This is a genomic window from Solibacillus sp. FSL K6-1126 (assembly GCF_038003445.1).
GTDB lineage: Bacteria > Bacillota > Bacilli > Bacillales_A > Planococcaceae > Solibacillus > Solibacillus silvestris.
The window spans coordinates 2,684,563-2,710,733 of sequence record NZ_JBBOPD010000001.1 but is presented as its reverse complement, the minus strand read 5'-3'; the positions used below and the strand labels follow the sequence as shown (position 1 = coordinate 2,710,733).

Here is a 26,171-nt window from a genome sequence, read left to right as displayed (position 1 = left end):
TATAAGCTTAACAATTTGTGACTATAGTTGGAATTGTAAGAAAAACATCTATTAAACAAGCGGAGGAATTACAAATGAAAAAGTGGCAGTACTTAACATCAACAGCTTTACTAGGTTCAGCAATTCTTTTAGGAGCATGTGGTGGAGAAGAAAATAATGATGAAACATCAACATCTGCACAAACAAACACTGAACAAGCTGAAACTGGCAGCGCACAATTGACAGGTAACGTAGTAGGCGATGGTTCGTCAACAGTTGCTCCAATTACAGAAGCATTAGTTGAAGAATACGCGGGCGTACAAAAAGATGTACGCGTAGCAGTTGGTGTATCTGGTACAGGCGGCGGATTCGAAAAATTCATCAATGGTGAAACGGATTTCTCAAACGCTTCTCGTCCAATCAAAGATACTGAAATGGAAGAGCTTAAAAACGCAGGAGTAGAATATACAGAATTTGAACTTGCTTACGACGGTTTATCGGTAGTTGTACACCCTGAAAATACTTGGGCAAAAGATTTAACAGTTGACCAATTAAAGAAGATTTGGATTGAAGATGGTTCTACGAAAAAATGGTCTGATATTGATCCTTCATGGCCGGATGAAGAAATTGTATTCTACTCACCAGGTTCTGACTCAGGTACGTATGATTACTTTGATGAAGTCATTTTAGACGGTGAAGACATTGTTAAAACAGCAACATTATCTGAAGATGACAATGTGTTAGTACAAGGTGTAACAGCAGATAAAAATGCAATCGGCTATTTCGGATACGCATACTACCTGGAAAATAAAGATAAATTACAAGTTGTAACTGTTGACGGTGTGGAACCGACAAACGAAACAATCGAATCAGGTGAATATTCACCATTATCACGACCACTTTTCGTTTATGTGAAAAACAGTGCACTTAAAGACAATGAAGCTACATATGACTTCATGAAATTCACACTTGAAAATGCTGGTGAAATGGCAGAAGTAGTAGGGTATGTGAGCTTACCGGATGAAAAGTATGAAGAAGCTCTAAAAGAGTTAGAAGGATTAAAATAATTACGATGTTTAATAGTGTGGGGTGGCTCTCATGCCTCCCCACACGTTTTTTAATGATAAAAATTGACCGATTATTTATATAGATGACTGGAAGGAGTTTTCGCACATGGCTCTTAAACAACAGGAGCAAGTAAGTGTCCAACAATTAATCGAGCGTTCGCGCAATCGCAAAGGAAAGAAAGTAATCGAAAAGTTAGTACCAATCGGGTTATTTTTAGCAGCAACAATTTCGGTTCTTACGACGTTTGGGATTGTATTTACACTAATATTTGAGACATTTGAATTTTTCACGCGAGTGTCGATTACCGATTATTTATTTGGTACAGAATGGCTGCCATTCTCAGGTAAGGAGCCATTGTATGGAGTATTACCATTAATATTCGGGACATTTAAAATAACACTGATTGCTATTATTGTAGCAGTACCATTCGGTTTGGGCGCTGCCATTTATTTAAGTGAATATGCATCAGAACGTGTACGAAAAATTATTAAACCGATTTTAGAAGTACTGGCAGGTGTACCAACAATTGTTTACGGGTTCTTTGCCTTAACATTTATTACACCGATTTTGCAGGCCATTATTCCCGATTTGAAAATATTTAATGCAATAAGCCCCGGGATTGTTGTCGGAATCATGATACTGCCAATGATCACATCCATGTCCGAAGATGCAATGAGCTCTGTTCCAAGTTCGATTCGTGAAGGTGCGTTAGGGTTAGGGGCGACAAAATTCGAAGTAGCAGTTAAAGTTGTCCTGCCAGCCGCATTATCAGGTATTGTCGCTTCTGTCGTATTAGGTATTTCCCGGGCAATAGGGGAGACGATGATTGTTTCACTGGCAGGCGGATCTACACCAAAATTCGACTTTGGCTTTACTGATTCGATACAAACAATGACTGCTTATATCGTGCAAGTAACGACAGGGGATGCCGGTTACGGTACAACAATTTACTACTCAATTTACGCAGTAGGGTTTACATTGTTTATTTTCACTTTAGCAATGAACTTGCTTGCAACCTACATTTCAAAACGCTTCCGAGAGGAGTATTAATATGCGCTATATACAAGAAGATTTAGTGATGGAGCGGATGAATAAACGCCTCAATTCGAATAAAATGTGGAAAATAATTTTCATTATTGCTACAAGTTTTGCCCTTGTTTCTTTAGGTATGTTACTATACCGAATTTTGTCGCAAGGAATTGGTTTTTTAGATATGAATTTCATTACAAACTTCGCGTCACGTATTCCCGAAAATGCAGGGATTAAAGCAGCACTAGTCGGATCATTATGGCTGATGAGCGTTGTTGCCCCTGTCTCGATTATTTTAGGGGTAAGTACAGCGTTGTATTTGGAGGAATATGCAAAGCAAAACAAATTAAATGATTTTATCCGCATAAATATTTCTAACTTGGCAGGGGTTCCTTCCATAGTTTTCGGTTTACTCGGATTAACAATTTTCGTTCGACTGTTTGGCTTTGAAAAAAGTATTTTGGCAGCCGGACTGACGATGAGTCTACTCATATTGCCTGTTATTATTGTTGCGGCTCAAGAAGCGATCCGCTCGGTACCAAATGAACAGCGCGAAGCTTCATACGGAATGGGTGCTACGAAATGGCAAACGATTGTTCGGGTTGTACTGCCGGCAGCTATTCCGGGAATTTTAACAGGTAGTATTTTAGCGTTATCTCGAGCAATTGGTGAAACAGCACCATTAGTAGTAATCGGTATTCCAGTCATTCTGCAGTTTTTACCAACAGGATATCTCGATACATTTACCGCATTGCCGATGCAGATTTTCGACTGGGCAAAACGTCCGCAAGAAGCGTTCCAGTATGTGGCTTCAGCAGGAATTATCGTATTAATGATTTTCTTATTAACGATGAATTCCATTGCAATCTTTATTCGAAATAAATTCCAAAAACGTTATTAGGAGTGAAATGGAATGGTTCAAGTATTAACGAAAAATAATGTGCGTCAATCTGCAATGGGAATCGAACAGAATCAAGCGAATGTCATGCAGTCCAATAATTTTAATTTATGGTATGGGGATCACCATGCTTTAAAAGATATCAACTTAGACATGAAGGAAAACGAAGTAACGGCAATTATCGGTCCTTCCGGCTGCGGGAAATCGACATATATAAAAGCATTAAACCGTATGGTAGAACTTGTGCCGATCGTACGGACATCAGGAGAAATCAATTATCGCGGCCGTAATATTTTTTCAAACGGCTATGAAGTGGAAGAACTGCGCACGAAGGTGGGCATGGTGTTCCAGAAACCGAATCCGTTTCCAAAATCGATTTATGATAATATCGCATACGGACCACGAATACATGGAATTAAAAATAAGAAAATCCTGGACGAAATTGTGGAAAAGTCACTGCGTGGTGCAGCCATCTGGGATGAGGTGAAAGACCGTTTAAATCAAAATGCTTATGGGTTATCAGGCGGTCAGCAGCAGCGTATTTGTATCGCACGCTGTTTGGCAATCGAACCGGATGTCATTTTAATGGATGAGCCGACTTCAGCGCTTGACCCAATTTCAACATTAAAAGTTGAAGAGCTTGTACAGCAGATGAAAGAACAATATTCAATCGTCATCGTGACACATAATATGCAGCAGGCGGCACGTATTTCCGACAAAACGGCCTTCTTCCTGAACGGGGAAGTAGTAGAGTTTGATAAGACAGATATCATTTTCTCGACACCGTCAGATCAGCGTACCGAAGACTATATTTCCGGTCGATTTGGATAACGAGAAAAGGAGAATGATAACGATGATTCGCGAGCGTTTTGAACATGATCTAATAGCGGTACAGCAAGATTTAATGGAACTGTGTGATTTAAGTATTCATTCATTGCAGGAGTCTTTTAAAGCTTTTTTAAAAAAGGATATTGATTTGGCGCTACAAGTTATTGATACCGATCCGAAGATTAATCGGTTGGAGGAAATAATCAATGACCGTGTCATTTTACTCATTGCAAAACAACAGCCTGTTGCGACAGATTTACGCCGTTTAATTGTTGTGATTAAAGCAGCAACGGATATGGAGCGCATAGGTGATCATGCGGTCAATATCGCAAAGGAAACGATTCGAATCGGAAAAACACCATTTGTCACGAGCGTGGAGCCGATTGAGGAAATGTTCCATAAAACAATTTTAATGCTGCGCCAAATTGTCGACGCCTTTTTAGAGGAGAATACGACTAAGGCAAAAGAAATTGCAAAACTGGATGATGAGGTCGACGAATTAACAGGCAATATACTGAGTAACTTAATGAAGTTGTCTGTTTCCAATGAGCAAGTGGCACAAGTGACGAGTTTATCATACGTATGCCGCTGTATCGAACGTTCGGCAGACCACGCAACAAATATAGCCGAGCATTTATTCTACCTTGTAAAAGGGAAGCATTATGAACTGAATAATTAAATGTAAAAAGTATAGGAGGAGACTTCCTATACTTTTTTTCTTTAATCAAACAAATTTGTTTATGAATAATTTATGTATTGAAAGGGTACATGGTACAATAAAGGTAATTCAAATAAGTCATGTACTTATTTAAATATAAAGGGGTAGACAGCATGTTAAAAACAATTGTATTTGACCAATTAAAGCAAGCGATGAAAAACAAAGATGTATTGGCTAAAGGAGTATTAACTTTAGTGAAGTCCGCTTTGGATTCTGCAGAAAAGGAAAAAGGTGCGGAATTGACGCCACAGGAAGAAATTGCTGTCATTAATCGTGAAATTAAGCAGACAAACCAGTCACTAGAAGGTGCAAAGCAAGCAGACCGTCCAGATTTAATCGAAAAAGAGGAAGCAAAATTAGTCATTTTAAAAAGCTTCTTACCAAAACAGTTAACAGAGGAAGAAATTTCAGCTGAGCTTCAGGCAGCTGGTATTACTTCAGGCATGAATATGGGGGATGCAATGAAAATTGCAAAGCCTTTACTTGATGGAAAAGCAGACGGAGCGACAATTTCAAAAGTTGTCAAAACGCTCATTTCCTAAAATGAAAATAAGCATTGTCAAGTAACAGAAAAGGAGGTGTGCCGCAATTAATTGACGGTCACGTCCTTTTCGCTATATTTTTCTAAAATTATAACCATTACACTACAAAAAGGAATTAGGATAGGGAGGATTAAAATGACCTTACATGAACAAATTGAACTGTATGTACCTTACAATGAACAGGAAGCAAAAGATCGAGACATTATTTTACGTGCAATGGCTAGTTTATCGGATGTCCTGACAAGAAATAATGAAGTTCTGCATTTTACTGCTTCAGCTTTTGTATTCAATCCAGACCGCACCCGTGTACTGATGGCTCATCATAATATTTATAATTCATGGGGCTGGATGGGCGGTCATGCAGACGGCGATCCTGATTTATTTAATGTAGCGAAAAAAGAGCTGATGGAAGAAGCAGGTCTTACAGAAGCAAAAGCAATACAGGACGATATTATTTCGCTGGATATCCTGCCGGTTATCGGTCATATGAAAAACGGAAAATATGTTGCAGCACATTTACATTTTAATGTGACTTATATATTTGAAGTGGAAGATGAAGCGACATTTAAAGCGAAGCTTGATGAAAACAGTGAAGTCGGTTGGATCGCAATAGACGAAGTTGCCGAAAAATGTACGGAAGCGCATATGATTCCAATCTATGAGAAAATTATAGAGAAGGTAAAAAAAATCGGCTGTTAAACGATAGGCTGAAATGGATAACATTTTTACTAAAGACTGATTTTTTCCATACGGAGATTTTCTGGATTCAACTCGCTGATATACAGAAAAACACAAACGAATGCTGAAATTGAAATAATTTCACAAAATTAAACAACCGTGTGCTAAAATAACGTTGTATAAACAAAAGGGAGGCTATTTTCAAATGGCGAAAAAAGTAAAAGAATATAAAATTAACCCAGATCGAGTGGAAGAAGCATTATTAGTACAAAACCGTATGCTTCTTGAATTATTGGTTCAAGTTTTAGATGAGCAACTAGTAATTGAACGTCCAATTTTACACGAACGTTTAGGAAACCTAATCGAGCTTTCAGACAACGATCGTGATTTAAAAGATACTTTACACGGTTTAACTCAAAAATTATAATTACATACATTTATGTGTGGTGCGGTATCCTAGTGATACCGCTTTTTTTATGCAGAAAAAAACGATTATATCGCCCACAGTTTAAATTACTACTTTTTAATTTTAATCTTCGCTATACTATCGGTATTGATTTGAAAACAGATGGAGGGTTTTACATGACAAATGAATATAAGACTGTATTAACAGATGAAATTCTTCATTTTTTATATCGTAATGCATCTTTTCAAGCTTTAGATGAAAATGAGCAGCAACAGTTTTTGGAGAAATTCGGTAAACAACCATTATTCATAGAGGTTATCGAAATTGCAATTGCACTTGAAGAAATGATTGCAGAAGTGGAAGCAACGATGCCGAAAATACAGGATAAAGATTATTTATTCCCGATTGAGCAACAAAAGCAATTACTGAAAGATCGGACTGTTATTGATGGCAATGTACTGTATGTGCCGTTTGAAGAGATGAAAAATCTTTATTCACCCATGATAGTCATCCTACAGCAATCTGACGCCATGCAGGGGGTTGAAGCCTTTACAAAAGGGACCATTTTACCGCTATTTAATTTATGTGCTGTCCAAAAGCGTGATTTAATCATACTTCCGTTTAGTAATAAACCGGCTCAACCACTTCTTTTTAAAAATGGAACACTTGAAATTAAAATGTTCGATCAATTTCTGCAGCATTTTTTAACTGGAGACGCTCAAATTATGCCGGCTATAGATAAGGCGATTGAACTTTTTACCCAAGACAACATTGGCCATCAGCGGGATCTTATGATTATTACGGATAATCAATTTAGCGATTTCCATAAACTGAATCAAGAAGTTGCTGCTGGAAAAATGCAGGAATTTGAGATCGATCTAGCGGTCATCGCGATGAGCGAAACCGCCTTTGAAAAACAGCCGATTTCCTTTGCAGACAAAGTATTTTTTGCCAACGATTAATGAAACGAATCCGTTTTGGGTTCGTTTTTAATTTGCCCAATTTTGTTACACACAAGGAATTTTAAAAGGGAGTGCGGAATAATTAAAGTAAGGATACATAAATAGAGAGAAATGGAGTGTTTCGTTCGATGTATACAGCCTATTGTAGAACCGTCCAAAGTTCAATGCGTGTCGGTATGAAGCTTATGAACTGGAGAAAGCCAGAATTACTCCAAGGGGAAAACAGCCTTGAAAAATTGCCGGACCTTGTGAAATGTTTAGATTTAAATATGCTTTTAGTGATTACAGATGAAGGAATTCACAAACTTGGGCTGATGGATAAGTTATTGGAGGGCTTACAGGAGCAAAATATTGCATTTGTTGTCTATAGTAAAACAGTTCCAAACCCAACTTTCACAAATATTGAAGAAGCATTGGAATTGTATAATGCGAATAATTGTGATGGCATTATAGCATTTGGCGGCGGGTCACCGATGGATTGTGCTAAGGCAGTTGCGGCAAGGATAGCACGCCCCGATAAATCGCTGGTTGATTTAAAGGGATTATTCAAAGTAAGAAAAGAAATGCCGCCGTTTTTTGCGATTCCAACAACAGCCGGAACGGGAAGCGAAGGGACGATAGCCGCAGTCGTATCAAATAGTGAAACACATGAGAAATTCGCTATTATGGATCCGGTGCTTGTCCCGCATTACGCTGTACTAGATCCGGTATTAACGATTAATTTGCCTCCGCATATTACATCTACGACGGGAATGGACGCTTTGACACATGCCGTGGAAGCCTATATTGGAAAAAGTAATACAGAGGAGACGAGAAAATATGCCCGTGAGGCGGTTATACTTATTTTTAAGTATTTAGAGCGCGCCTATGTTGAGGGAACAGATATGAAAGCAAGGACGGAAATGCAGCGTGCGTCCTATTTGGCCGGACTTGCATTTACCCGGGCATATGTAGGCTATGTTCATGCCATTGCTCATACACTCGGTGGTTTCTATCAAGTTCCGCACGGATTTGCCAATGCGATTATCCTGCCGCATGTCCTGCGATTTTACGGCAAAAGCGCTGCTAAGCCATTAGCAGAACTGGCGACGATTGTAGGAATCGGGAAAATAACAGACAGCGATGAAAAAAAGGCAGAGTTATTTATTGAAGCGATTGAAGTGTTAAATGAAAAGATGAACATCCCTCGAAAAATAACAGGAATCATCAACCGTGATGTGCCATTAATGGTAGAGCGCGCTATACAAGAAGCGAACCCGCTGTACCCGGTACCGCGCATTGTGAATAAAGATGAAATGTTTTATTTATATCAAGTCATTCAGGAATAGTAGAAAAAGGACAAGCATAAAACCCCGATTTTTCGATAGAGAAATCGGGGTTTATTTTTGTATATAATTATTGTTCAAGTTGGTCGTCGAAATAGTTTAATAACCCTTGATAGATGCCCAGTGTTGCTTGTTCCCGGTAATAATCTGTAGTAATTGCCCGTTCTTCAGAAGGATTACTTAAATAACCGAGCTCAAGCAATATAGCATTTTGACGGTTTTCGCGTAGCACTAAATAGTTTCCGAAGCGCGGTCCACGGTCCTTCAAGTTAACTTTTGATGCCAAGCCTTCATGAACATATTCGGCAAGCTTTTGCTGGTAACCATTTGTATAATAGGTCGTAAAGCCGCTCACTGAACTATCTTCATTTGCGTCATAGTGAATACTGATAAACGCATCGGCACTTGCCTGATGCGACACTGCTACACGCTTTCGCAAGTCGACAAATATATCAGATTCCCGTGTCATGACAACATTTGCACCGGCAGCCTGTAATTTGGAACGGAGCATTTCTGCTGTAATAATATTAATATCTTTTTCGTCGGTTCCACGAACGCCGGTAGTACCACGGTCATTACCGCCATGACCGGCATCCAGCACGATTGTTAGGCCTTTTAATGTACCCTGTTTACGCTCGGCTACTTGACTTGTATTGTTTTGGGATGTAGTTCCCTGTGAATTGTTTTTACTTACAACCCAGTTTGCGACATACGCAGTCTGTTGATCTTTTACTGCGATTTTAAACCAGTCGCCTTCACTTTCCACTATCGGATATGTATGACCAGCATCTGCGATAACGACTACATTTGAAGAAGTAGAAGGGGATTCCCTTAAGTTTGTCCCGTTATAAATAATCGTGACAAAGTTTTTCGCTTCTTCTTTCTCAGATGAATGATTTTGTTTCAATTGTTTTGTGAAAGTTCCGTAAAAGCTGTAAATCCAACCCTTTTTGCCTTTTTCATATTCAATCTCGACCCAATTATGATCGCGGCTAAGCACTTTAAACTGTTGGCCCTCCGATGCAAGTCCTAATTTTTTTGCTGTTAAATCAGGTTTTTTTCGGATGTTTACGGCACTTACATTAACGGTAAATGTATTCGGATCAATTTGCTCTATAGGTTCATTTGATTGTTCCTGTTGCACATTATCAGTTGGAGTTTCCGGTGTTTCCGACTTTGCATCTTTTACTGTGACATATTCTGCGAATACCCAACCTGTTATTTCCCCGAACTGAATTTGAATCCAATCCTGTTCCTGTTGTAAAAATTTACTTTCCGTCCCGGAAGAGATTTTCGTCAGCACAGATGCGGATAATGATGGCGCTACGCGAACATTTAAAGAGTCCACTTGAGAAATGACCGTTTTGTCTGATGAAGAGTCTTTTTGCACATTTGCTGTTTTCACAAGCCATGCCGCAACCCAACCTTCTTGTTGTCCGACCTGAACATGGTGCCAATCACCTTGTTTTTCAATCGAAATAATCTCAGTTCCTTCTTTTAACGTATCAATGATCGGATAAGAAAGACCGGGACCTTCACGTAAATATAAAATTTCCGCGTTTACATACAACGGTTCCCCGTTGGCATAAGCAGGGCGAGCGGAAAAATTATACGGAATTACCGCTGTGAACAATAATAAAATTGATAAACCAACTATTATTTTATTTTTTTTCATAGTTTCCTCCTTTTAAAATTATTTTGTTTAAATGACCCTTTCACTATATCCCCCTATATTATAAAAGTATTTATGACAAAAAATATAGCGTTTTTTTGAAAATGGTTGACAACTTGTCATGACATCATTAAGATTAGTGTTAATTTAACAAAAGTAACATTGCCAATGACCAAACAAGTAGCGGTTGCCAATGCTGAAAAGAGAGGGAAAGACATAGGCTGTAATCTTTCCTGCAGTATGTAACATGTGAACAACAGTTGAGAGGCGTTTCCTCGAAAAATTTTTTCTAGTAGGGGAAGACGGAATCGGCCGTTATCCGAATTCGAGAGGATGTAGAGATACATCAATTAGGGTGGAACCGCGGAAGAATTTACAAGCTTTCGTCCCTTGCAGTTTTTGCAAGGGACGAAAGCTTTTTTTATTTTCTTCTTTCTTCAGCTCGCAATGTGTTTGGTCAATTAAGAGAGGAGTGCTTTTATGAATTTTAAAGTACCAAAAGGAACACAGGATATTTTACCGGGTCAATCCGAAAAATGGCAGTATGTAGAACGTGTCATCCGTGATTTATGTGAAAAATATCGCTATAACGAAATTCGCACACCAATGTTTGAATCAACAGAACTGTTTCAACGCGGTGTAGGCGATACAACGGATATCGTACAAAAAGAAATGTATACATTTACGGACAAAGGAAATCGTTCGTTAACATTACGTCCAGAAGGAACAGCTTCAGCGGTACGTGCATACGTGGAGCATAAAATGTTCGGTCAGGCAGATCAACCTGTCAAACTTTATTATACAGGTCCAATGTTCCGTTATGAACGTCAACAGGCAGGACGCTATCGCCAATTCGTACAGTTTGGTGTAGAAGCAATCGGCTCAGCTGATCCGGCAATTGATGCGGAAGTAATGGCACTTGCAATGGATGTCTATACAACACTTGGTTTGTCCGATTTAAAATTAGTCATTAATTCATTAGGTGACAAAGATACTCGTGATGCGCACCGCAGTGCATTAATTGAGCATTTTACTCCGGTTGTTGGGGAGCTTTGCAGTGATTGTCAAAGCCGTCTGGAGAAAAATCCTTTACGTATTTTAGATTGTAAAGTAGATGCTAAACACCAGGCAATGGCTACTGCACCGGCTTTAACAAATTATTTGACGGATTCTTCTGCAGAATACTTCACGAAAGTAAAACAATATTTGGATGTACTGGGCATTTCCTATGAAGTGGATCCTAACTTAGTACGTGGTCTTGATTACTATAATCATACGGCGTTTGAAATTATGATTACCGGTGAAGGGTTCGGTTCAATTACGACACTTTGCGGTGGCGGGCGCTATAACGGTTTAGTTGAAGATATTGGCGGACCGGAATCACCTGGTATCGGTTTTGCCCTATCAATTGAACGATTATTATTAGCGCTTGAAGCAAAAAACATCGAGCTTGCAACGGGAAATAATCTGGAAATGTATGTTGTGGCAATGGGTGAAGAAGCTAAACTCAAAGCAGTGGAACTTGTAAGTTCGTTCCGCGCAAAAGGCATTTCAGCAGATATGGATTATTTGGACCGGAAAATGAAAGCGCAAATGAAAGCTGCTGACCGTGCGAATGCGAAATTTGTCATTGTATTAGGTGAGTCAGAATTAGAAGAGCAAGCAGTAAACGTCAAAACAATGGAAACAGGCGATCAGACAAAAGTGGAATTCGGTCAGCTTGTCCAATACGTTTTAGAAAACAAATAGTTGGAGGAATAACAATGGCGCAAAGAACACATGCATGTGGCTTAGTAACAGCTGCAGAAGCGGGACAGGAAGTTGTATTAAAAGGTTGGGTACAAAAACGTCGTGATTTAGGCGGATTAATTTTCGTGGATATGCGTGACCGTGAAGGGATCGTACAGGTAGTTTTCGGTGATCAAGCGAAAGACGCTTTAGAACTTGCCAATAAAATTCGTAATGAATTTGTCATTGAAGTAAAAGGTACAGTAGTTTTACGTGATGCTTCCCAAATTAACAAAAATATGAAGACAGGCGAAATCGAAGTGGTGGCTTCTGAACTGACGATTATTAATGAAGCAAAAAACCCGCCATTCGCAATCGATAACAATGCGGAAGTTTCGGAAGAGTTACGTTTGAAATACCGCTATTTGGATTTACGTCGCCCTGTAATGTATGACACATTTAAGATGCGCTCTGATGTAACACGTACAATCCGCAATTTCTTACAAAACGAAGGCTTCCTGGAAGTGGAAACACCAATTTTAACGAAATCAACACCAGAAGGAGCACGTGACTATTTAGTTCCATCTCGTGTACATGATGGTGAATTTTATGCATTACCGCAATCACCACAGTTATTTAAACAGCTATTAATGGTAGGTGGCTTTGAGAAGTACTTCCAAATTGCTCGTTGCTTCCGGGATGAAGATTTGCGTGCAGACCGTCAGCCGGAATTTACACAAGTCGACATCGAAACTTCATTCTTATCAATGGATGAAATTATTGAAATGAACGAACGTCTTCTTACTCAAGTTATGAAAGATGTAAAAGGCATTGATGTCGTTACACCATTCCCGCGCATGAGCTATAAAGAAGCAATGGATCGTTTCGGTTCAGATAAACCAGATGTTCGTTTCGGACTGGAATTAAAACAGCTTTCAGACATCGTAAAAGAATCAGCATTCGGTGTATTTGCTAACGCAGTGGCAAATGGCGGTGAAGTGAAGGCAATCAATGTAAAAGGCGCAGCAACAAACTATTCACGTAAAGATATTGATGCATTAGGCGAGTTTGCAGGCCGTTACGGGGCAAAAGGGTTAGCATGGTTAAAAGTGACAGAAGAAGGCTTGAATGGACCGATTGCGAAGTTCTTTGAAGGCGAAGCAGCTGACACAATCATCCAAGCAACAGAAGCACAGGCTGGTGACTTATTATTATTCGTTGCAGACAAATCTTCTGTAGTTGCAGACGCACTTGGCGCATTACGTTTAAAATTAGGAAAAGAACTAGGCTTAATCGATGAGTCGAAATTCGAATTTTTATGGATTGTTGATTGGCCATTATTCGAATACGATGAGGCGGAAGGTCGTTACTATGCGGCCCACCATCCATTCACTCGCCCATTTGATGAAGATTTAGAGTTAATGAATACAAATCCTAAAGAAGTTCGTGCACAGGCATATGATATCGTATTAAACGGTTATGAGCTTGGCGGCGGATCACTACGTATTTATGAGCCGGATTTACAAGCAAAGATGTTTGAACTGCTTGGATTTACTGAAGAAGAAGCGCGTGCACAGTTCGGCTTCTTACTTGAAGCATTTGACTACGGCGTTCCTCCACATGGTGGTTTGGCGATGGGACTTGACCGATTAGTAATGCTTCTTGCTGGCCGTACAAACTTACGTGATACAATTGCATTCCCTAAAACGGCAACAGCTAGCTGTTTATTAACAGATGCACCATCACAAGTTTCAGATGCACAGCTTGAAGAGTTAAGCTTACGTATCGCAGCGACAGCAAAAAAATAAATGTTAAGGTACTTCTTCTCACGGGAAGAAGTACCTTTTTTTATAAAGTAAATTGGAACCATATTATTCTAAAAAATTAGTACAATTTTAATAATTTATAAGAATGGAATGTTTTCGATTGAATAATCAGAATATTGGTGTTAATATAACACTAATACGAATCCTGATGTGTTCGTCGCTATATTTGTTACTAAACACTTTTGACCGAACAATAAATCGTTGGGAGCTACTATTACCGTAGAAGCAAACATGCCCCATTTGGAGCGGGAAGTTTAACGCTGCGATTAGTGCACCCCCTTGCTATAGACGCGGGATCAAAACGATGTTGTAGCAAGACGGCATTTTTGGGATTCGTCCATTTCTAATTTTACTCTTCTGCTTTTATGTAGAAGAGTATTTTTATTTTGTTATAATAACTGGAATTTGAGCATTCCTGAAATGATATTATGGAAAATGCTGCTTTCTGTCATTAGATTGTTGCTTGCATCTCGTATATGATGTCGTTATAATGCCTAGTAGAATGATAAAGATTGAGGGGTAAAATTAGATGTTACATCAATTTTCACGAAACGAGTTAGCTATTGGAACAGAAGGGTTAGAAAAGCTGAAAGAAACGACAGTCGCAATTTTAGGTGTAGGCGGTGTAGGCTCGTTTGCGGCAGAAGCATGTGCACGTAGCGGGATTGGCCGTATCATATTAGTAGATAAAGATAATGTGGATATTACGAATGTCAATCGTCAATTAGTTGCATATCTATCAACAGTTGGAAAATCAAAGTCTGCTATTATGAAAGAACGGATTGCAGATATTAACCCGGAGTGTGAAGTAATTGATATGCATATGTTTTATACAGAAGAAACGTATGAACAGTTTTTCGCACAAGGAATTGATTATGTAATCGATGCATCCGATACAGTTATGTACAAAATCCATATTATGAAAGAATGTTTAAAACGCAACATTCCAATTATCTCAAGCATGGGTGCTGCCAATAAAATGGATCCTACACGATTCCAAATTGCCGATATTTCAAAAACGCATACAGATCCACTGGCAAAAGTAATCCGTACAAAACTGCGTAAAGAAGGCATTAAAAAAGGTGTAACTGTTGTATTTTCAGACGAATCCCCAATTGTCGTACGTCCGGACGTTGCACAATATGTAGGAAAGCCTGAAGCGGAAATCCGCAAAGCACAATTACCACCTTCATCAAATGCATTCGTACCATCTGTTGCCGGATTAATTGCAGCAAGCTGGGTTATTAATACGATTTTAAAAGATATCGAAATTAAACGTGTTCAAGGGTAATTCGTAAACTTCCATAAATGAAAGGATGTGTAAAAGGGATTTCGAAACCTTTTAACACATCTTTTTTATTGAGGAATTGTTAAATGATATTTACTGATTTAAACGTTGTTTTTACATCTAAAACGTCATTAGACAATTAATGAACCATCAAATTTATCTTTCCGTTAATCAAATTATTGCGTATTAAATTACATACTTATATTAGTTTATACAAAAATTTCCTCATAAAGTGGTTTTGTCATGAATGGTTATTCATTAAATGGAATACAATATTATTGTGATAAAACAATAAAAATGTTTAAGAAATGGAGCTTAAGAAATGGTCATACAACAATTGGAATACCGGGGTTTGAATTTACATGATGTGATCGGCTCAGTGGAAATTGCAATTGATGCCGATTTAAATACGATTCACATTTATGACACCGATCATATTGTTGAACCTGAATATGATTTTTTAACGAAAAACTTCAAGCTAAGTGAAGGTTTCTGGAAAATGGCGAATGTAATAAAAGAAAAGCAATTATTTTTGAGCAATGATGAAAAAAATTTAGATGTATGGATTGAATCATTTAATTGGTTTTTTTACAGTTCAGGCCCTTCCGTTAAAATCTATAAACAGGGTGAGATGGTTGTATTTAAAAACGACTATATAAATATAGAGAAGTTATTGTATGAAAAGTACTTTTCCCGTTTGACGGGTGAATCTTTAAATGGCAAATGACATAATATTCTATTAAGAGAATAATTATGGCAAAAATATGGCAGGATTTTAATGATTTTTTCGTTTTTTAAGAAAAATTCCTTTTTTTTGCTATAGTTAGAGTGTATTGATAATATGCATGGGGATGCAAGGAGGAACGATAGAATGACAATCGAAATGAAAAATGATTTATTAAATTTGCCGAGTCTGCAGTTGAAGATGGATACAATCGTTTTTGAAAATATCGATACAAAACCAAATTGGTCGAAAGCTTTTGAGCAGCTTGATGGATTATTACACAAAGTAGCGAATAATTTTAATTTTTTCATTGCTAAAAATGACGGGGAACTGCCATCAAGCACTACTTATTGGACGCTTTATATGGATATTGCTTCAAAACTTTTATACTTTACCGGTTTAGCGCATGCCAACTTAATTGCGGAAGATGATATCGATGCACGTGCACATGTGAGTAAGTTTTATGAGTTAAGTGCGAGCTGTATTCCAAACGCGCATACTGAAAATAATGAAGAATTGCTTTCGGAGATTCAAAAGAGTATTTACCAGTTAAGCGGTGAAGAAGTTAAGCTGACTGTTGCCGACAATGTGGAGCAGTGTATTAAAGCATTTAAGAAATTTGCAGAGTCATACGAAAAGTAAAATATAAAAGAGTCATTTTCATTGATTTGAAAATGACTCTTTTTGTATTCGTTATAAATTGTTTTTTATTTCTTAAAGGATTTTAGCTTCTCATATATAGCGGCCATTCTTTTTTCTTCACCTGCTATGACGGGCTTATAAAATTCGGTACCTGCCAATTCATCCGGCAAATATTGCTGTTGCACCCAGCCGCCAAATGTTCCAAGAGGGGAATCGTGAGGGTATTTGTAACCGACATGACCGAGTTCTGCCGCACCCGCATAATGAGCATCTTTTAGATGGTTCGGTATATCACCGGTTTTCCCTTCATGAATTGCTGCAATTGCTGAATCCAATGCTTTATAGGCTGAATTCGATTTGTCCGATAAACACATTTCAACGACAGCGGTTGCAAGTGGTATGCGTGCTTCCGGTAACCCGAGTTTCACGGCAGCTTCCGTCGCTGCCTGCACATGTGCTCCGACACTAGGATTCGCAAGTCCGATATCTTCATAGGCCATGACGAGCAGTCTTCGACATACTGCAACTAAGTCCCCATTTTCGAGTAAATGAGCCAAATAATAGAGCGCAGCATTTGGATCGCTGCCTCGTACCGATTTTTGAAGGGCAGACAATAAGTTATAGAAATGAGAGCCCCCTTTATCCCCAAAAACCCCAATTCGTTTTGCAAGTGCGTCGATCGCATTATCGTCGATAATAGTTACTCCGTCTTTTTCATCTGAAGCATAATAGACCGATTCCAAAAGGGTTAATGCTTTTCTGGCATCTCCGTTGGAAGCATTGGCAATTTTTTCGATTTGCTGTTCGGTTATTTCAATTTCTAAATGTCCAAGTCCACGTTCTTTATCTGCCAATGCCTGATTGAGTAGTTGAATGATATCATCGCCTGTTAAGCGTTCCAATTGTAATATTTCCCCGCAGCGCGAACGGATGGCAGGGTTTACATCATGGAACGGGTTTTCCGTTGTTGCCCCGATTAAGACGATTGAACCGTTTTCCACATGCGGCAGCAATGTATCTTGCTGAAGTTTGTTGAAGCGGTGGATTTCATCTAAAAATAAGAGGACTTTACCGCTCATACGCGCGTCCATCACGATTTGCTCAATATCTTTCTTCCCAGCATGTGTTGCGTTCAATGCAAAGAACGGAATTTTCGAACTCCCGGCAATGGCGTTGGCAATCGATGTTTTTCCTACTCCCGGAGGTCCGTATAGCAACATCGAAGGTACATGTCCTTTTTCGATCATTCTAAACAATGGTGTTGCTGATCCAATAATATGCTGTTGACCGACAATTTCATGAATTGTACGAGGTCTCATTTTATAGGCGAGCGGTTCATTTTGCATAATTTTTCGCTCCTTTTCTTTTCAGTTAAATAAATTGGTTATTGTTAATTATCATAAAGTATTTCCGAGTGGTTTAAAAGGAGTTGTGTTATAATGAATAATATTATAGGACTAGAAAATAAGAGGTGTAACGATGAAAATATCGACTAAAGGGCGTTACGGTTTAACGATTATGATTGAATTGGCAAAGCATTATGGTGAAGGACCGATTCCGTTGCGACAAATTGCTGCGGATAAAGATTTATCTGAAGCGTATTTAGAGCAATTAGTGTCTCCACTCCGCAATGCAGGTCTAGTAAAAAGTGTTCGTGGTGCATACGGCGGCTATATGTTGGCACATAAACCTAATGAAATTTCGGCTGCTGATGTCATCCGCGTATTGGAAGGCCCGATCCAGCCGGTTGAAGGAATTGAAAACGAGGAAGCGCCACAGCGTGAACTGTGGATGCGTATTCGGGATGCAGTGAAAAATGTATTGGATACAACGACGATTGATGATTTGGCAAAATATACGAATAATGAAGTATCTGACGGTTACATGTTTTACATTTAGTGTTATTTAAAGGAGTTAGTTAGTTTGAAAAATTCAATTTATCTTGATCATGCCGCTACTTCGCCAATTGCATCGGAAGTAATTGATGTAATGGCACGTGCAATGGCAGAGGAAAGCGGTAATGCATCAAGTATTCATACAGTTGGACGCAGTGCACGTAAAGCACTGGATGAATCTCGGGCTAGTTTGGCAGCCAAATTAAATGCGAAGCCCTCTGAAATTATTTTTACAAGCGGAGGAACAGAAGCCGATAATATGGCCATCTTTGGAACAGCGTATGCGCGCCAAAAAGAAGGTAAACATATTATCACAACAGCAATTGAACACCATGCCGTTTTACATGCGTGTGAAAAGCTTGAAAAAGAAGGTTTCACGGTGACGTATTTACCAGTTGATCAAACGGGACGTATCCGCGCTGAACAGGTAAAAGAGGCTTTACGTGATGATACGATTTTAGTGACGATTATGTATGGTAACAATGAAGTCGGCACAATCCAGCCTATCGCAGAAATTGGTGCGATAGTAAAAGAACATACCGCAACATTTCATACAGATGCTGTACAAGCATTTGGACTGGAAAAAATGGATGTTGAAGCACTCCACGTTGACTTACTAAGTGTTTCGGCGCATAAAATTAACGGTCCTAAAGGAATCGGCTTTTTATATGCAAAAACAGGAGTCAAACTGACAAATATCCTTTATGGTGGCTCACAGGAGAAAAAACGCCGTGCAGGTACCGAAAATGTCCCGGCTGTGATCGCTTTTGCAAAAGCTGCCGAGTTAGCAGGACAGTCTGCACAACAGCGTATGGAGCAGTATAATGGTTTCAAAAATATTTTAATCGAACAGTTCCAGCAGGCGAATATTGATTTTCATCTGAATGGTCATCAAACGAGCGTTTTACCGCATGTATTGAATGTGACTTTCCCCGGGACGGATGTTGAATCATTTTTAATCAATTTGGATATGGCCGGCGTACTCGTATCTAGCGGTTCTGCTTGTACAGCAGGTTCGATTGATCCGTCCCATGTACTTGTTGCAATGTATGGACAGAACGCTCCTGAGCTTCGTAGTTCCATTCGTTTCAGTTTTGGGTTAGGATTAACAGATGAGTTAGTGCGAGAAGCGGGTAAGCGTACTGCTGAAATTGTGAAACGTCTAACTTCGTAAATTTATAAGAAAGACTTCGCGCCTTTTACGCGATTTGTCTAAGAAAAGGTGAATAGTAAATGGTAGAAACAAGAGATCCATCTCAAATTCGAGTAGTTATTGGAATGAGTGGAGGCGTTGATTCATCAGTAGCCGCTTATTTATTAAAACAGCAAGGCTATGATGTAATCGGTATTTTCATGAAAAACTGGGATGATACAGATGAATTCGGTGTATGTACAGCGACAGAAGATTATGATGATGTCATCGCAGTATGCAACCAAATCGGCATTCCGTATTATGCAGTTAACTTTGAAAAACAGTATTGGGATAAAGTGTTTACGTACTTCCTGGAAGAATATAAAGCAGGCCGTACACCGAATCCTGATGTGATGTGCAACAAAGAAATTAAATTCAAAGCCTTCCTGGAGCATGCACTGGCACTTGGTGCGGACTATTTAGCGACAGGCCACTATGCACGTGTAGCGCATGATGAGAATGGTGTAAAAATGCTTCGCGGCATTGATAATAATAAAGACCAAACGTATTTCCTGAATCAGTTAACTTCAGAACAGCTTGAAAAGGTCATGTTCCCAATTGGTCATTTACCGAAGCCTGAAGTCCGTAAAATTGCGGAAGAAGCAGGTTTGGCAACAGCGAAGAAAAAAGATTCAACTGGGATCTGTTTCATCGGTGAACGTAATTTCAAAGAATTTTTAAGCCAGTATCTACCTGCGCAGCCGGGCAATATGGAAACATTTGATGGTGAGGTAAAAGGTACGCACGACGGCTTAATGTACTATACATTAGGGCAACGTCACGGCCTAGGGATCGGCGGAGACGGCGAACCTTGGTTTGTTGTCGGTAAAGATCTAACACGTAACGTATTATATGTTGGCCAAGGTTTCCATCACGATGCATTGTATTCGGATGCATTGACGGCGGTAAAAATGAGCTTTACAGGTGAAGCGAAAACGGGCACATTTAATTGCACGGCTAAATTCCGCTATCGTCAGGAAGACTCGCCGGTAACCGTGACTATGCGTGAAGACGGTACAGCTTATATTGAATTTGCCGAACCGGTTCGAGCGATTACACCGGGACAAGCGGTTGTATTATATGATGGTGAAGAATGCCTAGGTGGCGGTACAATCGATGGTGTATTTAAAAATAGTAAAAAATTAACATATGTAGGGTAATAGACGATAGACGTTCATTAAAAATGAGCGTCTATACATATTTATAGAGGTGACATAATGGATACAAACTATAATGAAATCGGGATTAAAGCATTCCAGGAAAAGCGTTATGAAGAAGCTGCACAAGCTTTTACACAGGCAATTGAAGCACAGCCGAACGATGCAATCGGCTATGTGAACTTCGGTACATTGCTTGCGGCAATGGGGGATATTGAACGAGCTGAGCGTTTTTTCCAAAAGGCGATTACAGTAGACGAAAAAGCTGCTACAGCGTATTACGGATTGGCGAATTTATACTACGAAGCTGAGCGCTATACAGAAGCAGCAAAACTATATCAAAAATCGATCGATTACGGAATCGAAGGGGCAGATGCCTATTACATGCTGGCTAAATCTTTTGAGCGGGAACAGCAATTCAAGTTGGCCCTGCCATTTATGCAGCGTGCGGCAGAGCTTGCGCCGAAAGATCTGCAAATTCGTTTAGCATACGGCATTTTGCTCTGCTCTTTGGAAATGTTCGATTTTGCGAAGCCGGAGCTGGAATTTGTTATTGAAGAAGACTGGAATAATGCAGATGCGCATTATAATTTAGGTGTATTATACGCGGTAGCTACAACAGATACCGATAAAGCAAAGTATCATTTGAAACAGGCTTTTACATTGCAGCCTGAATTTGAACAAGCTAAGTATTTATATGATATGATTTGCCAACGTTCGAACTAAACATTTTCTCCCGAAAAGATGAAAAGTGATGTGCTGGAAAAGAAGTTTCCAGCACATCACTTTTTTTAATAAAATGATAACGAAATGAAATACTTCACAGCTATAAGTTTATGATATGATGGATGAAACTGACAGTTATTTGAGGTGGGATATTTTACATGGACGCTAAAATAGATGTAGCAGATTGCATGTTTTTAATTTCTGATGAAAAAATGTGCCAATTTCAACAATTGATAGATGAACTTGACTTGTTCACGTTAATACTACCTTTCAGTGAGGATTCATACCAGCGTTCTATCATAATATTTGATATTTGGTATTTACTGAATACAGAAGAGGCTGACCGTATTGCTCATCCCGAAAACATTATGATTTATCCAATGCGGAATTATTTACTAGATAGAATTAAAAACTTTCAAATAAAACGTTATATTCAGCTTGCGTTATATGAGAACGATAAACTGGCATTTATCTGTGCGATATATATTTATTTGAAACTCGATCAGTTTGTTTTAGAGAAAATGAAGAAAAATGAAGAAATTGCGATAAACTTTCTAGCCCTTAGAGAATTCAAAGATAAAAGTTTACGACCTTACTATGATTCGAAATATATAGAAGTTGAAAATTACCCGAAACAACTGGCGTTATTGCAAAGTACGGTAGTAAAAGAATTGCAGGAAATTATGGAGGAACATGAACAGCCACTCAAACTTATATTTGAACAAGCAATTGATGAGGCAAGTGAAATTTATGAAGCTGTATTTGGATTGATAAATGATTGGGGTGGGCGAGTATCATGAAAATTTTAAACCAAATCGAACATTTACGTAATTCATTTATAGAGCTGAAATATATGGAAGTGATTCAGTTTAGCACAATTACATTGCCGACTACTCTCGAAGAAAAGAGATATGATGAAGCTCTTCTATGTTATGAATATTTGGCCTCAGCATATTTTGAAATAGGCAGCTATCGAAATTTTCACGCGGTCATGGATGATTATGAAAAGCTTTGCTTAACATATGGAAACAGTGAGAATAAGATGATCTACTACTACTTATACAGTCTCGAACATATCTTTACAAAACATCATGATGAATCAATTGAAGCAGCAAAAAAATCGCTTGAATATGCCCACTTTTTACAGAATGATGAACTTGTCGTTATCAACTACTTCAATTTGGCGGCACAGTACCGTTATATAAATGACTCGGAAAAAGCAACGATCGCCATTCGTTTGGCGGAATTTTATAAACAAAAACTAACTTCAATCAATGCGACGATCGTCCGAGGTTATTTTGGAGCACTCTATTATTATGCATCAACAAATAATGACGTGGAATTTAATCGGATAAAGCATGGCATTTTACAACAGCTCACAGGTAAACATCCTTACTATGAGGGAAGTCTGCTTTTTGCGGAAGCGATTTTAAACTATAATTCTGGGCAAAGACAAGAAAGTCTGAAATTATTTGAGCAGGCTTTTTTACAGTTGGAAAAACAGCGTAACTTTGTATTATTGTCGGTAGTTGAAAGGTATCTGGAGCGTTTTGGCCTAATGAAGCATTTCCGATATAGGGAGGAAATGCAGCAGCTGATTGAAACGAACAAAAGAGAGCCGGAAAATATACGCAAAATACGGAATATACATGATGATTTATTTTTTGAAGAAGAAACGACCGCGCTTAAAATCAAATATCCTCATGTTGTTTCAAAAGAGAGTACGATCCAATATGTAAAACAGGCACTTACAAATAATGAGGCGCTTTACTGTATTCATTGGTGCTTTATAACGGACAAAATTGAAGAGTTGTTCGGCAGTTTATTCACAGAGCAGTTGTTATTTACATTATTTGAATCAATTTATTCGAATATTTTTGAACATAATGCAAAAGTGAATGTATTAACAAAAAATACAGGGGAAGCCTTTATCCAAAATATTTCCGAAGCGGACTTTTTTAAATTGTTGATGAAACTGGAGGAGAAACTTCGAATGAATGTTGTTCATTCGACAACAGGAGTCGTAGAAATTCCGATTCATTTTGGATTTATCCATTCAGATCAACTTCCACAAGAAGAATTATCGTATGAACAATTAGCCGCCTTTGCCGATGCGAGTCTGTACTATGCAAAATCACATGGGCAACTATATATTTACAGTTAATTTAAAATAGTTTGTAAAACTCAGGCTGAAACGATACAATAGCAAGTATAGTAAAAGCGATGATGAAAAAAGAGTAGTAAAGCAGCGTTTTATAGAGAGCTGACGGTTGGTGGAAGTCGGTAAACGTACTTTATGAATGGACTTTCTAGCTGCACAGAGGAAATGCTGTGCCGTAGCGCTCACGTTACGAGTTTTGAGTGGACTAATTAATTTAGTCAATAAAGGTGGCACCACGGCTCTTTCGTCCTTTAAATACGAAAGGGCCTTTTTGTGTTCACAAAAAAGAAAAGCTGAGGAGAGATGAGTATGGCAGTAAAGACAGATAAGTATGTAATGAAGCAGGTAAATGGCGATACGTACACGCCTATTTCGATTTTTGAATCGATAGTTGGAACGAAAAAAGTATTATTCGAATCCAATGCAAAATTTAAGCAAAACGGGCGCTATTCCTTCATCGCCTTTAATCCCGTTGGTGAACTGAAAGGGAATGCGGAATCGGGTTCTTATTCTATCCATAATCAGGAGCTGACGGCAGAGCAGAAACCAGTATTAACTTTGTTGAGGGAGCTATTGCCAATTCAAAATAAAGAAGCTCCATTCGCCTTTTTTGGCGGGGCAATCGGTTATTTTGGCTATGAAACAGCATATCATTTTGAACAAATTGGGGAAATTGTAGGCGATGTATACAATATGCCGGATGTTCATGTTTATTTTTATGAAACATTCATCGTCATCGATCATCTGTTACAGCAAGTATCCATTGTAGCAATGGATCTGTTTCAGGTGGGGCATTCGATGGATTTCATGCAACAAAAAGTGGATGATATCGAACGAATGATGATGTCATCTGTATCATATAAGCACACAGCAGAAATCGATGTACAGTTCGCACCGACAATTAAAAAAGAACGCTTTATTGAAATGGTTGAAACTGCAAAGCAGCATATACGTAAAGGTGACATTTTCCAAGTTGTTTTGTCACAAACGTTTGAAGCTGATTACCGTGAAAATGCATTGACGCTTTACCGCAAACTACGGACGTCAAATGCCTCGCCGTATATGTTCTTTATGGAATTTGGGGATTATACGGTTCTTGGCACATCACCGGAAAGTCTCGTGAAAGTTCAAAAAGGGCTTGTCACAACAAATCCAATTGCCGGTACAAAGCCACGTGGACAAAATGCACAGGAAGATGATGCAATCGCAAATGCATTGCTGCAAGACGAAAAGGAAATAGCCGAGCATAAAATGCTTGTTGATTTAGGACGAAATGATGTTGGCCGGGTAGCGCAGGTTGGAACAGTAGCTGTTACAAAATATATGGAAATAGAAAAATATAAATATGTGATGCATATCGTTTCTGAAGTAACAGGTAAATTACGGGACGATGCCCACTTAGTCGATGTCATTGCATCAAGCCTGCCTGCAGGTACTGTATCAGGTGCGCCGAAAATTCGAGCGATGCAAATTATTAATGAGCTGGAAAAGAGAAAGCGCGGAATTTATGCGGGTGCTATTGGATATTTATCGACTTCGGGGGATATGGATTTAGCCCTTGCAATCCGCACAATGATAATAAAAGATGAGAAAGCCTATGTTCAGGCAGGTGCAGGGATTGTTTATGATTCTGTCCCTGAATTGGAATATGAAGAAACGTTAAATAAAGCAAAAGCATTGCTGGAGGTGCGGAAATGATTTTACTGATTGATAATTACGATTCATTTACGTATAATCTGTATCACCAAATTGCACAGTTTGGAGAAGACATAAAAATTATTCGAAATGATGCCATCACGGTTGAGGAAATCCGCGCATTGCAGCCGAAAGCAATAGTTATTTCTCCAGGACCCGGGGAACCGAGAGACGCAGGGATTGTCATTGAAATGATCCGCGATCTTTACAAAGAGATTCCGATATTGGGAATCTGCCTCGGCCATCAATCGATTGGCGAAGCGTTTGGTGCAACGGTGAGCCGTGCCAAAAATATTATGCATGGGAAAACGAGCCTGCTGCAGTTTGAAAAAACGGGTTTGTTTGCACAATTTGAACGAGAAGTAGAAGTGATGCGATATCATTCGCTAATCATTGAAAAACAAACATTGCACGAAGATTTCCGCATTGTCGCTACAAGCGCAGATGATGGGGAAATAATGGCCATTCAACATAAGCAATATCCGGTATATGGACTGCAATTCCACCCTGAGTCAATCGGAACAGAACTTGGTAAGGATATGATTAGCATGTTCTTAAAGAAGGTAGAAGTATTAGCATGATTCCAAAAGATAAACATGATATTGCAGCAGTAGAGAAACTGGGGACAATGGAAGTAGAGTCGGTCATTCCATTATTGCCGCAGCTGCTTGAATGGGTGCAAGATATGAACTGGCCGATCGCCGAGCCAATGGTAGAACTGCTGCTTCATTATCCCAATGAACTAACACCACTTGTTGAAGAGGTGCTGCTTGGAGATGATGATATGTGGATTTACTGGTGTCTTGTGGCGATTGTACCGAGGCTGCCATTTTATTCGAAGCTCGTTTTGGCAAATGCTGTGGAACAAATTGCCACAATGGAGAAAACACCTTTTACTGAAGATAATATTGAAGCCGCAAAAGAAGCTTTATTAAGTTTTCAACCATAAAAGATTCGCCTAATCGTTCATTGGTTAGGCGTTTTTTTAGTGAATTCACAAAGAAATGCGTCCAAATTTTAATAAATTCCGTC

General features: G+C 38.9%; 26 protein-coding genes, 1 other RNA gene and 2 other annotated features. Of the genes, 25 read left to right on the top strand and 2 right to left on the bottom strand.

Annotated features, from left to right (window positions below; genetic code table 11):
• Positions 1-74 precede the first annotated feature (74 nt).
• The 10 genes from MHH44_RS13475 (at position 75) to MHH44_RS13430 (ending at position 8,436) form a co-directional block, all read left to right on the top strand.
• Positions 75-1,046, top strand: coding sequence for a PstS family phosphate ABC transporter substrate-binding protein (locus MHH44_RS13475; protein WP_008408567.1), 972 nt, complete (start codon positions 75-77; stop codon positions 1,044-1,046).
• Between the two features lie 106 nt (positions 1,047-1,152).
• Positions 1,153-2,097: a phosphate ABC transporter permease subunit PstC gene (gene pstC, locus MHH44_RS13470; protein ID WP_008408566.1), complete on the top strand. Its 945-nt coding sequence runs from the start codon at positions 1,153-1,155 to the stop codon at positions 2,095-2,097.
• A gap of 1 nt (position 2,098) precedes the next feature.
• A complete protein-coding gene (pstA, locus tag MHH44_RS13465; RefSeq protein WP_340798840.1) occupies positions 2,099-2,977 on the top strand; it encodes a phosphate ABC transporter permease PstA in 879 nt (292 codons plus the stop codon).
• Between the two features lie 54 nt (positions 2,978-3,031).
• A complete protein-coding gene (pstB, locus tag MHH44_RS13460) occupies positions 3,032-3,805 on the top strand; it encodes a phosphate ABC transporter ATP-binding protein PstB (protein WP_231918655.1) in 774 nt (257 codons plus the stop codon).
• Between the two features lie 22 nt (positions 3,806-3,827).
• Positions 3,828-4,481, top strand: coding sequence for a phosphate signaling complex protein PhoU (gene phoU / locus MHH44_RS13455; protein ID WP_008408561.1), 654 nt, complete (start codon positions 3,828-3,830; stop codon positions 4,479-4,481).
• Positions 4,482-4,633: 152 nt separating this feature from the next.
• The gene (locus MHH44_RS13450; RefSeq protein ID WP_008408559.1) at positions 4,634-5,062 is read left to right on the top strand and encodes a GatB/YqeY domain-containing protein; all 429 of its coding nucleotides are present in this window, start codon (positions 4,634-4,636) and stop codon (positions 5,060-5,062) included.
• A gap of 135 nt (positions 5,063-5,197) precedes the next feature.
• Positions 5,198-5,761: an NUDIX hydrolase gene (locus MHH44_RS13445; RefSeq protein ID WP_340798839.1), complete on the top strand. Its 564-nt coding sequence runs from the start codon at positions 5,198-5,200 to the stop codon at positions 5,759-5,761.
• A 184-nt stretch (positions 5,762-5,945) separates the two neighbouring features.
• A complete protein-coding gene (locus MHH44_RS13440) occupies positions 5,946-6,167 on the top strand; it encodes a hypothetical protein (protein WP_008408555.1) in 222 nt (73 codons plus the stop codon).
• A 155-nt stretch (positions 6,168-6,322) separates the two neighbouring features.
• Complete coding sequence (locus tag MHH44_RS13435) at positions 6,323-7,108, top strand: vWA domain-containing protein (RefSeq protein ID WP_340798838.1); 786 nt, start codon at positions 6,323-6,325, stop codon at positions 7,106-7,108.
• A 128-nt stretch (positions 7,109-7,236) separates the two neighbouring features.
• Positions 7,237-8,436, top strand: a complete 1,200-nt coding sequence (locus tag MHH44_RS13430) for an iron-containing alcohol dehydrogenase (RefSeq protein ID WP_340798837.1) — start codon at positions 7,237-7,239, stop codon at positions 8,434-8,436.
• 67 nt (positions 8,437-8,503) lie between these two features.
• Here MHH44_RS13430 and MHH44_RS13425 read toward each other — a convergent pair whose 3' ends face one another.
• Complete coding sequence (locus tag MHH44_RS13425) at positions 8,504-10,108, bottom strand: N-acetylmuramoyl-L-alanine amidase (protein WP_340798836.1); 1,605 nt, start codon at positions 10,106-10,108, stop codon at positions 8,504-8,506.
• 156 nt (positions 10,109-10,264) lie between these two features.
• Positions 10,265-10,499: a binding site (T-box leader), on the top strand.
• A gap of 86 nt (positions 10,500-10,585) precedes the next feature.
• On the opposite strand from MHH44_RS13425, the gene hisS reads away from it, so the two are divergent.
• The 6 genes from hisS (at position 10,586) to MHH44_RS13395 (ending at position 16,313) form a co-directional block, all read left to right on the top strand.
• Positions 10,586-11,854 carry a histidine--tRNA ligase gene (gene hisS / locus MHH44_RS13420; RefSeq protein ID WP_340798835.1) on the top strand — a complete coding sequence of 423 codons (1,269 nt, stop codon included), beginning with the start codon at positions 10,586-10,588 and terminating at the stop codon, positions 11,852-11,854.
• A 14-nt stretch (positions 11,855-11,868) separates the two neighbouring features.
• Positions 11,869-13,641, top strand: a complete 1,773-nt coding sequence (aspS, locus tag MHH44_RS13415) for an aspartate--tRNA ligase (protein WP_340798834.1) — start codon at positions 11,869-11,871, stop codon at positions 13,639-13,641.
• 157 nt (positions 13,642-13,798) lie between these two features.
• Positions 13,799-13,996: non-coding RNA, 6S RNA (gene ssrS / locus MHH44_RS13410), on the top strand.
• 192 nt (positions 13,997-14,188) lie between these two features.
• The gene (locus tag MHH44_RS13405; protein WP_008408546.1) at positions 14,189-14,950 is read left to right on the top strand and encodes a tRNA threonylcarbamoyladenosine dehydratase; all 762 of its coding nucleotides are present in this window, start codon (positions 14,189-14,191) and stop codon (positions 14,948-14,950) included.
• A gap of 319 nt (positions 14,951-15,269) precedes the next feature.
• The gene (locus MHH44_RS13400; RefSeq protein ID WP_340798833.1) at positions 15,270-15,674 is read left to right on the top strand and encodes an aminopeptidase; all 405 of its coding nucleotides are present in this window, start codon (positions 15,270-15,272) and stop codon (positions 15,672-15,674) included.
• A gap of 144 nt (positions 15,675-15,818) precedes the next feature.
• Positions 15,819-16,313, top strand: a complete 495-nt coding sequence (locus MHH44_RS13395) for a GTPase (RefSeq protein ID WP_340798832.1) — start codon at positions 15,819-15,821, stop codon at positions 16,311-16,313.
• A gap of 65 nt (positions 16,314-16,378) precedes the next feature.
• Here MHH44_RS13395 and MHH44_RS13390 read toward each other — a convergent pair whose 3' ends face one another.
• A complete protein-coding gene (locus MHH44_RS13390; protein WP_340798831.1) occupies positions 16,379-17,659 on the bottom strand; it encodes a replication-associated recombination protein A in 1,281 nt (426 codons plus the stop codon).
• 133 nt (positions 17,660-17,792) lie between these two features.
• Between MHH44_RS13390 and cymR the strand changes: the two genes are divergently transcribed.
• From cymR to MHH44_RS13345, 9 genes are all read left to right on the top strand, one after another.
• Positions 17,793-18,212 carry a cysteine metabolism transcriptional regulator CymR gene (cymR, locus tag MHH44_RS13385; RefSeq protein WP_008408540.1) on the top strand — a complete coding sequence of 140 codons (420 nt, stop codon included), beginning with the start codon at positions 17,793-17,795 and terminating at the stop codon, positions 18,210-18,212.
• A 24-nt stretch (positions 18,213-18,236) separates the two neighbouring features.
• On the top strand, positions 18,237-19,382 hold the full coding sequence (locus MHH44_RS13380) for a cysteine desulfurase family protein (protein ID WP_340798830.1): 1,146 nt from the start codon (positions 18,237-18,239) through the stop codon (positions 19,380-19,382).
• 59 nt (positions 19,383-19,441) lie between these two features.
• Positions 19,442-20,560 (top strand): tRNA 2-thiouridine(34) synthase MnmA, encoded by a 1,119-nt coding sequence (gene mnmA, locus MHH44_RS13375; RefSeq protein WP_340798829.1) that lies wholly within the window; start codon positions 19,442-19,444, stop codon positions 20,558-20,560.
• Between the two features lie 57 nt (positions 20,561-20,617).
• Positions 20,618-21,283: a tetratricopeptide repeat protein gene (locus MHH44_RS13370; RefSeq protein WP_008408536.1), complete on the top strand. Its 666-nt coding sequence runs from the start codon at positions 20,618-20,620 to the stop codon at positions 21,281-21,283.
• Positions 21,284-21,441: 158 nt separating this feature from the next.
• Positions 21,442-22,083 carry a hypothetical protein gene (locus MHH44_RS13365; protein WP_008408535.1) on the top strand — a complete coding sequence of 214 codons (642 nt, stop codon included), beginning with the start codon at positions 21,442-21,444 and terminating at the stop codon, positions 22,081-22,083.
• Positions 22,080-23,447 carry a hypothetical protein gene (locus MHH44_RS13360; protein WP_340798828.1) on the top strand — a complete coding sequence of 456 codons (1,368 nt, stop codon included), beginning with the start codon at positions 22,080-22,082 and terminating at the stop codon, positions 23,445-23,447. Before MHH44_RS13365 ends, MHH44_RS13360 begins: the two co-directional genes overlap by 4 nt.
• Positions 23,448-23,497: 50 nt before the next feature.
• Positions 23,498-23,699, top strand: a binding site (T-box leader).
• Between the two features lie 54 nt (positions 23,700-23,753).
• Positions 23,754-25,142 carry an anthranilate synthase component I gene (gene trpE / locus MHH44_RS13355; protein WP_340798827.1) on the top strand — a complete coding sequence of 463 codons (1,389 nt, stop codon included), beginning with the start codon at positions 23,754-23,756 and terminating at the stop codon, positions 25,140-25,142.
• Positions 25,139-25,720, top strand: a complete 582-nt coding sequence (locus MHH44_RS13350; RefSeq protein ID WP_008408532.1) for an anthranilate synthase component II — start codon at positions 25,139-25,141, stop codon at positions 25,718-25,720. The genes trpE and MHH44_RS13350 overlap by 4 nt, the downstream gene beginning before the upstream one ends.
• Complete coding sequence (locus tag MHH44_RS13345) at positions 25,717-26,088, top strand: DUF5071 domain-containing protein (protein ID WP_008408531.1); 372 nt, start codon at positions 25,717-25,719, stop codon at positions 26,086-26,088. The genes MHH44_RS13350 and MHH44_RS13345 overlap by 4 nt, the downstream gene beginning before the upstream one ends.
• The last annotated feature ends 83 nt before the right edge of the window (positions 26,089-26,171 follow it).

Excerpts from the sequence above, each read along its gene's own strand:
- pstB (WP_231918655.1), top strand. The coding sequence starts at position 3,032 with ATGGGAATCGAACAGAATCAAGCGAATGTCATGCAGTCCAATAATTTT.
- MHH44_RS13405 (WP_008408546.1), top strand. The coding sequence starts at position 14,189 with ATGTTACATCAATTTTCACGAAACGAGTTAGCTATTGGAACAGAAGGG.
- MHH44_RS13350 (WP_008408532.1), top strand. The coding sequence starts at position 25,139 with ATGATTTTACTGATTGATAATTACGATTCATTTACGTATAATCTGTAT.
- MHH44_RS13450 (WP_008408559.1), top strand. The coding sequence starts at position 4,634 with ATGTTAAAAACAATTGTATTTGACCAATTAAAGCAAGCGATGAAAAAC.
- MHH44_RS13390 (WP_340798831.1), bottom strand. The coding sequence starts at position 17,659 with ATGCAAAATGAACCGCTCGCCTATAAAATGAGACCTCGTACAATTCAT.
- mnmA (WP_340798829.1), top strand. The coding sequence starts at position 19,442 with ATGGTAGAAACAAGAGATCCATCTCAAATTCGAGTAGTTATTGGAATG.
- MHH44_RS13360 (WP_340798828.1), top strand. The coding sequence starts at position 22,080 with ATGAAAATTTTAAACCAAATCGAACATTTACGTAATTCATTTATAGAG.
- MHH44_RS13475 (WP_008408567.1), top strand. The coding sequence starts at position 75 with ATGAAAAAGTGGCAGTACTTAACATCAACAGCTTTACTAGGTTCAGCA.
- MHH44_RS13425 (WP_340798836.1), bottom strand. The coding sequence starts at position 10,108 with ATGAAAAAAAATAAAATAATAGTTGGTTTATCAATTTTATTATTGTTC.
- MHH44_RS13440 (WP_008408555.1), top strand. The coding sequence starts at position 5,946 with ATGGCGAAAAAAGTAAAAGAATATAAAATTAACCCAGATCGAGTGGAA.
- aspS (WP_340798834.1), top strand. The coding sequence starts at position 11,869 with ATGGCGCAAAGAACACATGCATGTGGCTTAGTAACAGCTGCAGAAGCG.
- hisS (WP_340798835.1), top strand. The coding sequence starts at position 10,586 with ATGAATTTTAAAGTACCAAAAGGAACACAGGATATTTTACCGGGTCAA.
- phoU (WP_008408561.1), top strand. The coding sequence starts at position 3,828 with ATGATTCGCGAGCGTTTTGAACATGATCTAATAGCGGTACAGCAAGAT.
- MHH44_RS13395 (WP_340798832.1), top strand. The coding sequence starts at position 15,819 with ATGACAATCGAAATGAAAAATGATTTATTAAATTTGCCGAGTCTGCAG.
- pstC (WP_008408566.1), top strand. The coding sequence starts at position 1,153 with ATGGCTCTTAAACAACAGGAGCAAGTAAGTGTCCAACAATTAATCGAG.
- pstA (WP_340798840.1), top strand. The coding sequence starts at position 2,099 with ATGCGCTATATACAAGAAGATTTAGTGATGGAGCGGATGAATAAACGC.
- MHH44_RS13370 (WP_008408536.1), top strand. The coding sequence starts at position 20,618 with ATGGATACAAACTATAATGAAATCGGGATTAAAGCATTCCAGGAAAAG.
- MHH44_RS13430 (WP_340798837.1), top strand. The coding sequence starts at position 7,237 with ATGTATACAGCCTATTGTAGAACCGTCCAAAGTTCAATGCGTGTCGGT.
- MHH44_RS13435 (WP_340798838.1), top strand. The coding sequence starts at position 6,323 with ATGACAAATGAATATAAGACTGTATTAACAGATGAAATTCTTCATTTT.
- MHH44_RS13345 (WP_008408531.1), top strand. The coding sequence starts at position 25,717 with ATGATTCCAAAAGATAAACATGATATTGCAGCAGTAGAGAAACTGGGG.
- MHH44_RS13400 (WP_340798833.1), top strand. The coding sequence starts at position 15,270 with ATGGTCATACAACAATTGGAATACCGGGGTTTGAATTTACATGATGTG.
- MHH44_RS13445 (WP_340798839.1), top strand. The coding sequence starts at position 5,198 with ATGACCTTACATGAACAAATTGAACTGTATGTACCTTACAATGAACAG.
- MHH44_RS13365 (WP_008408535.1), top strand. The coding sequence starts at position 21,442 with ATGGACGCTAAAATAGATGTAGCAGATTGCATGTTTTTAATTTCTGAT.
- trpE (WP_340798827.1), top strand. The coding sequence starts at position 23,754 with ATGGCAGTAAAGACAGATAAGTATGTAATGAAGCAGGTAAATGGCGAT.
- cymR (WP_008408540.1), top strand. The coding sequence starts at position 17,793 with ATGAAAATATCGACTAAAGGGCGTTACGGTTTAACGATTATGATTGAA.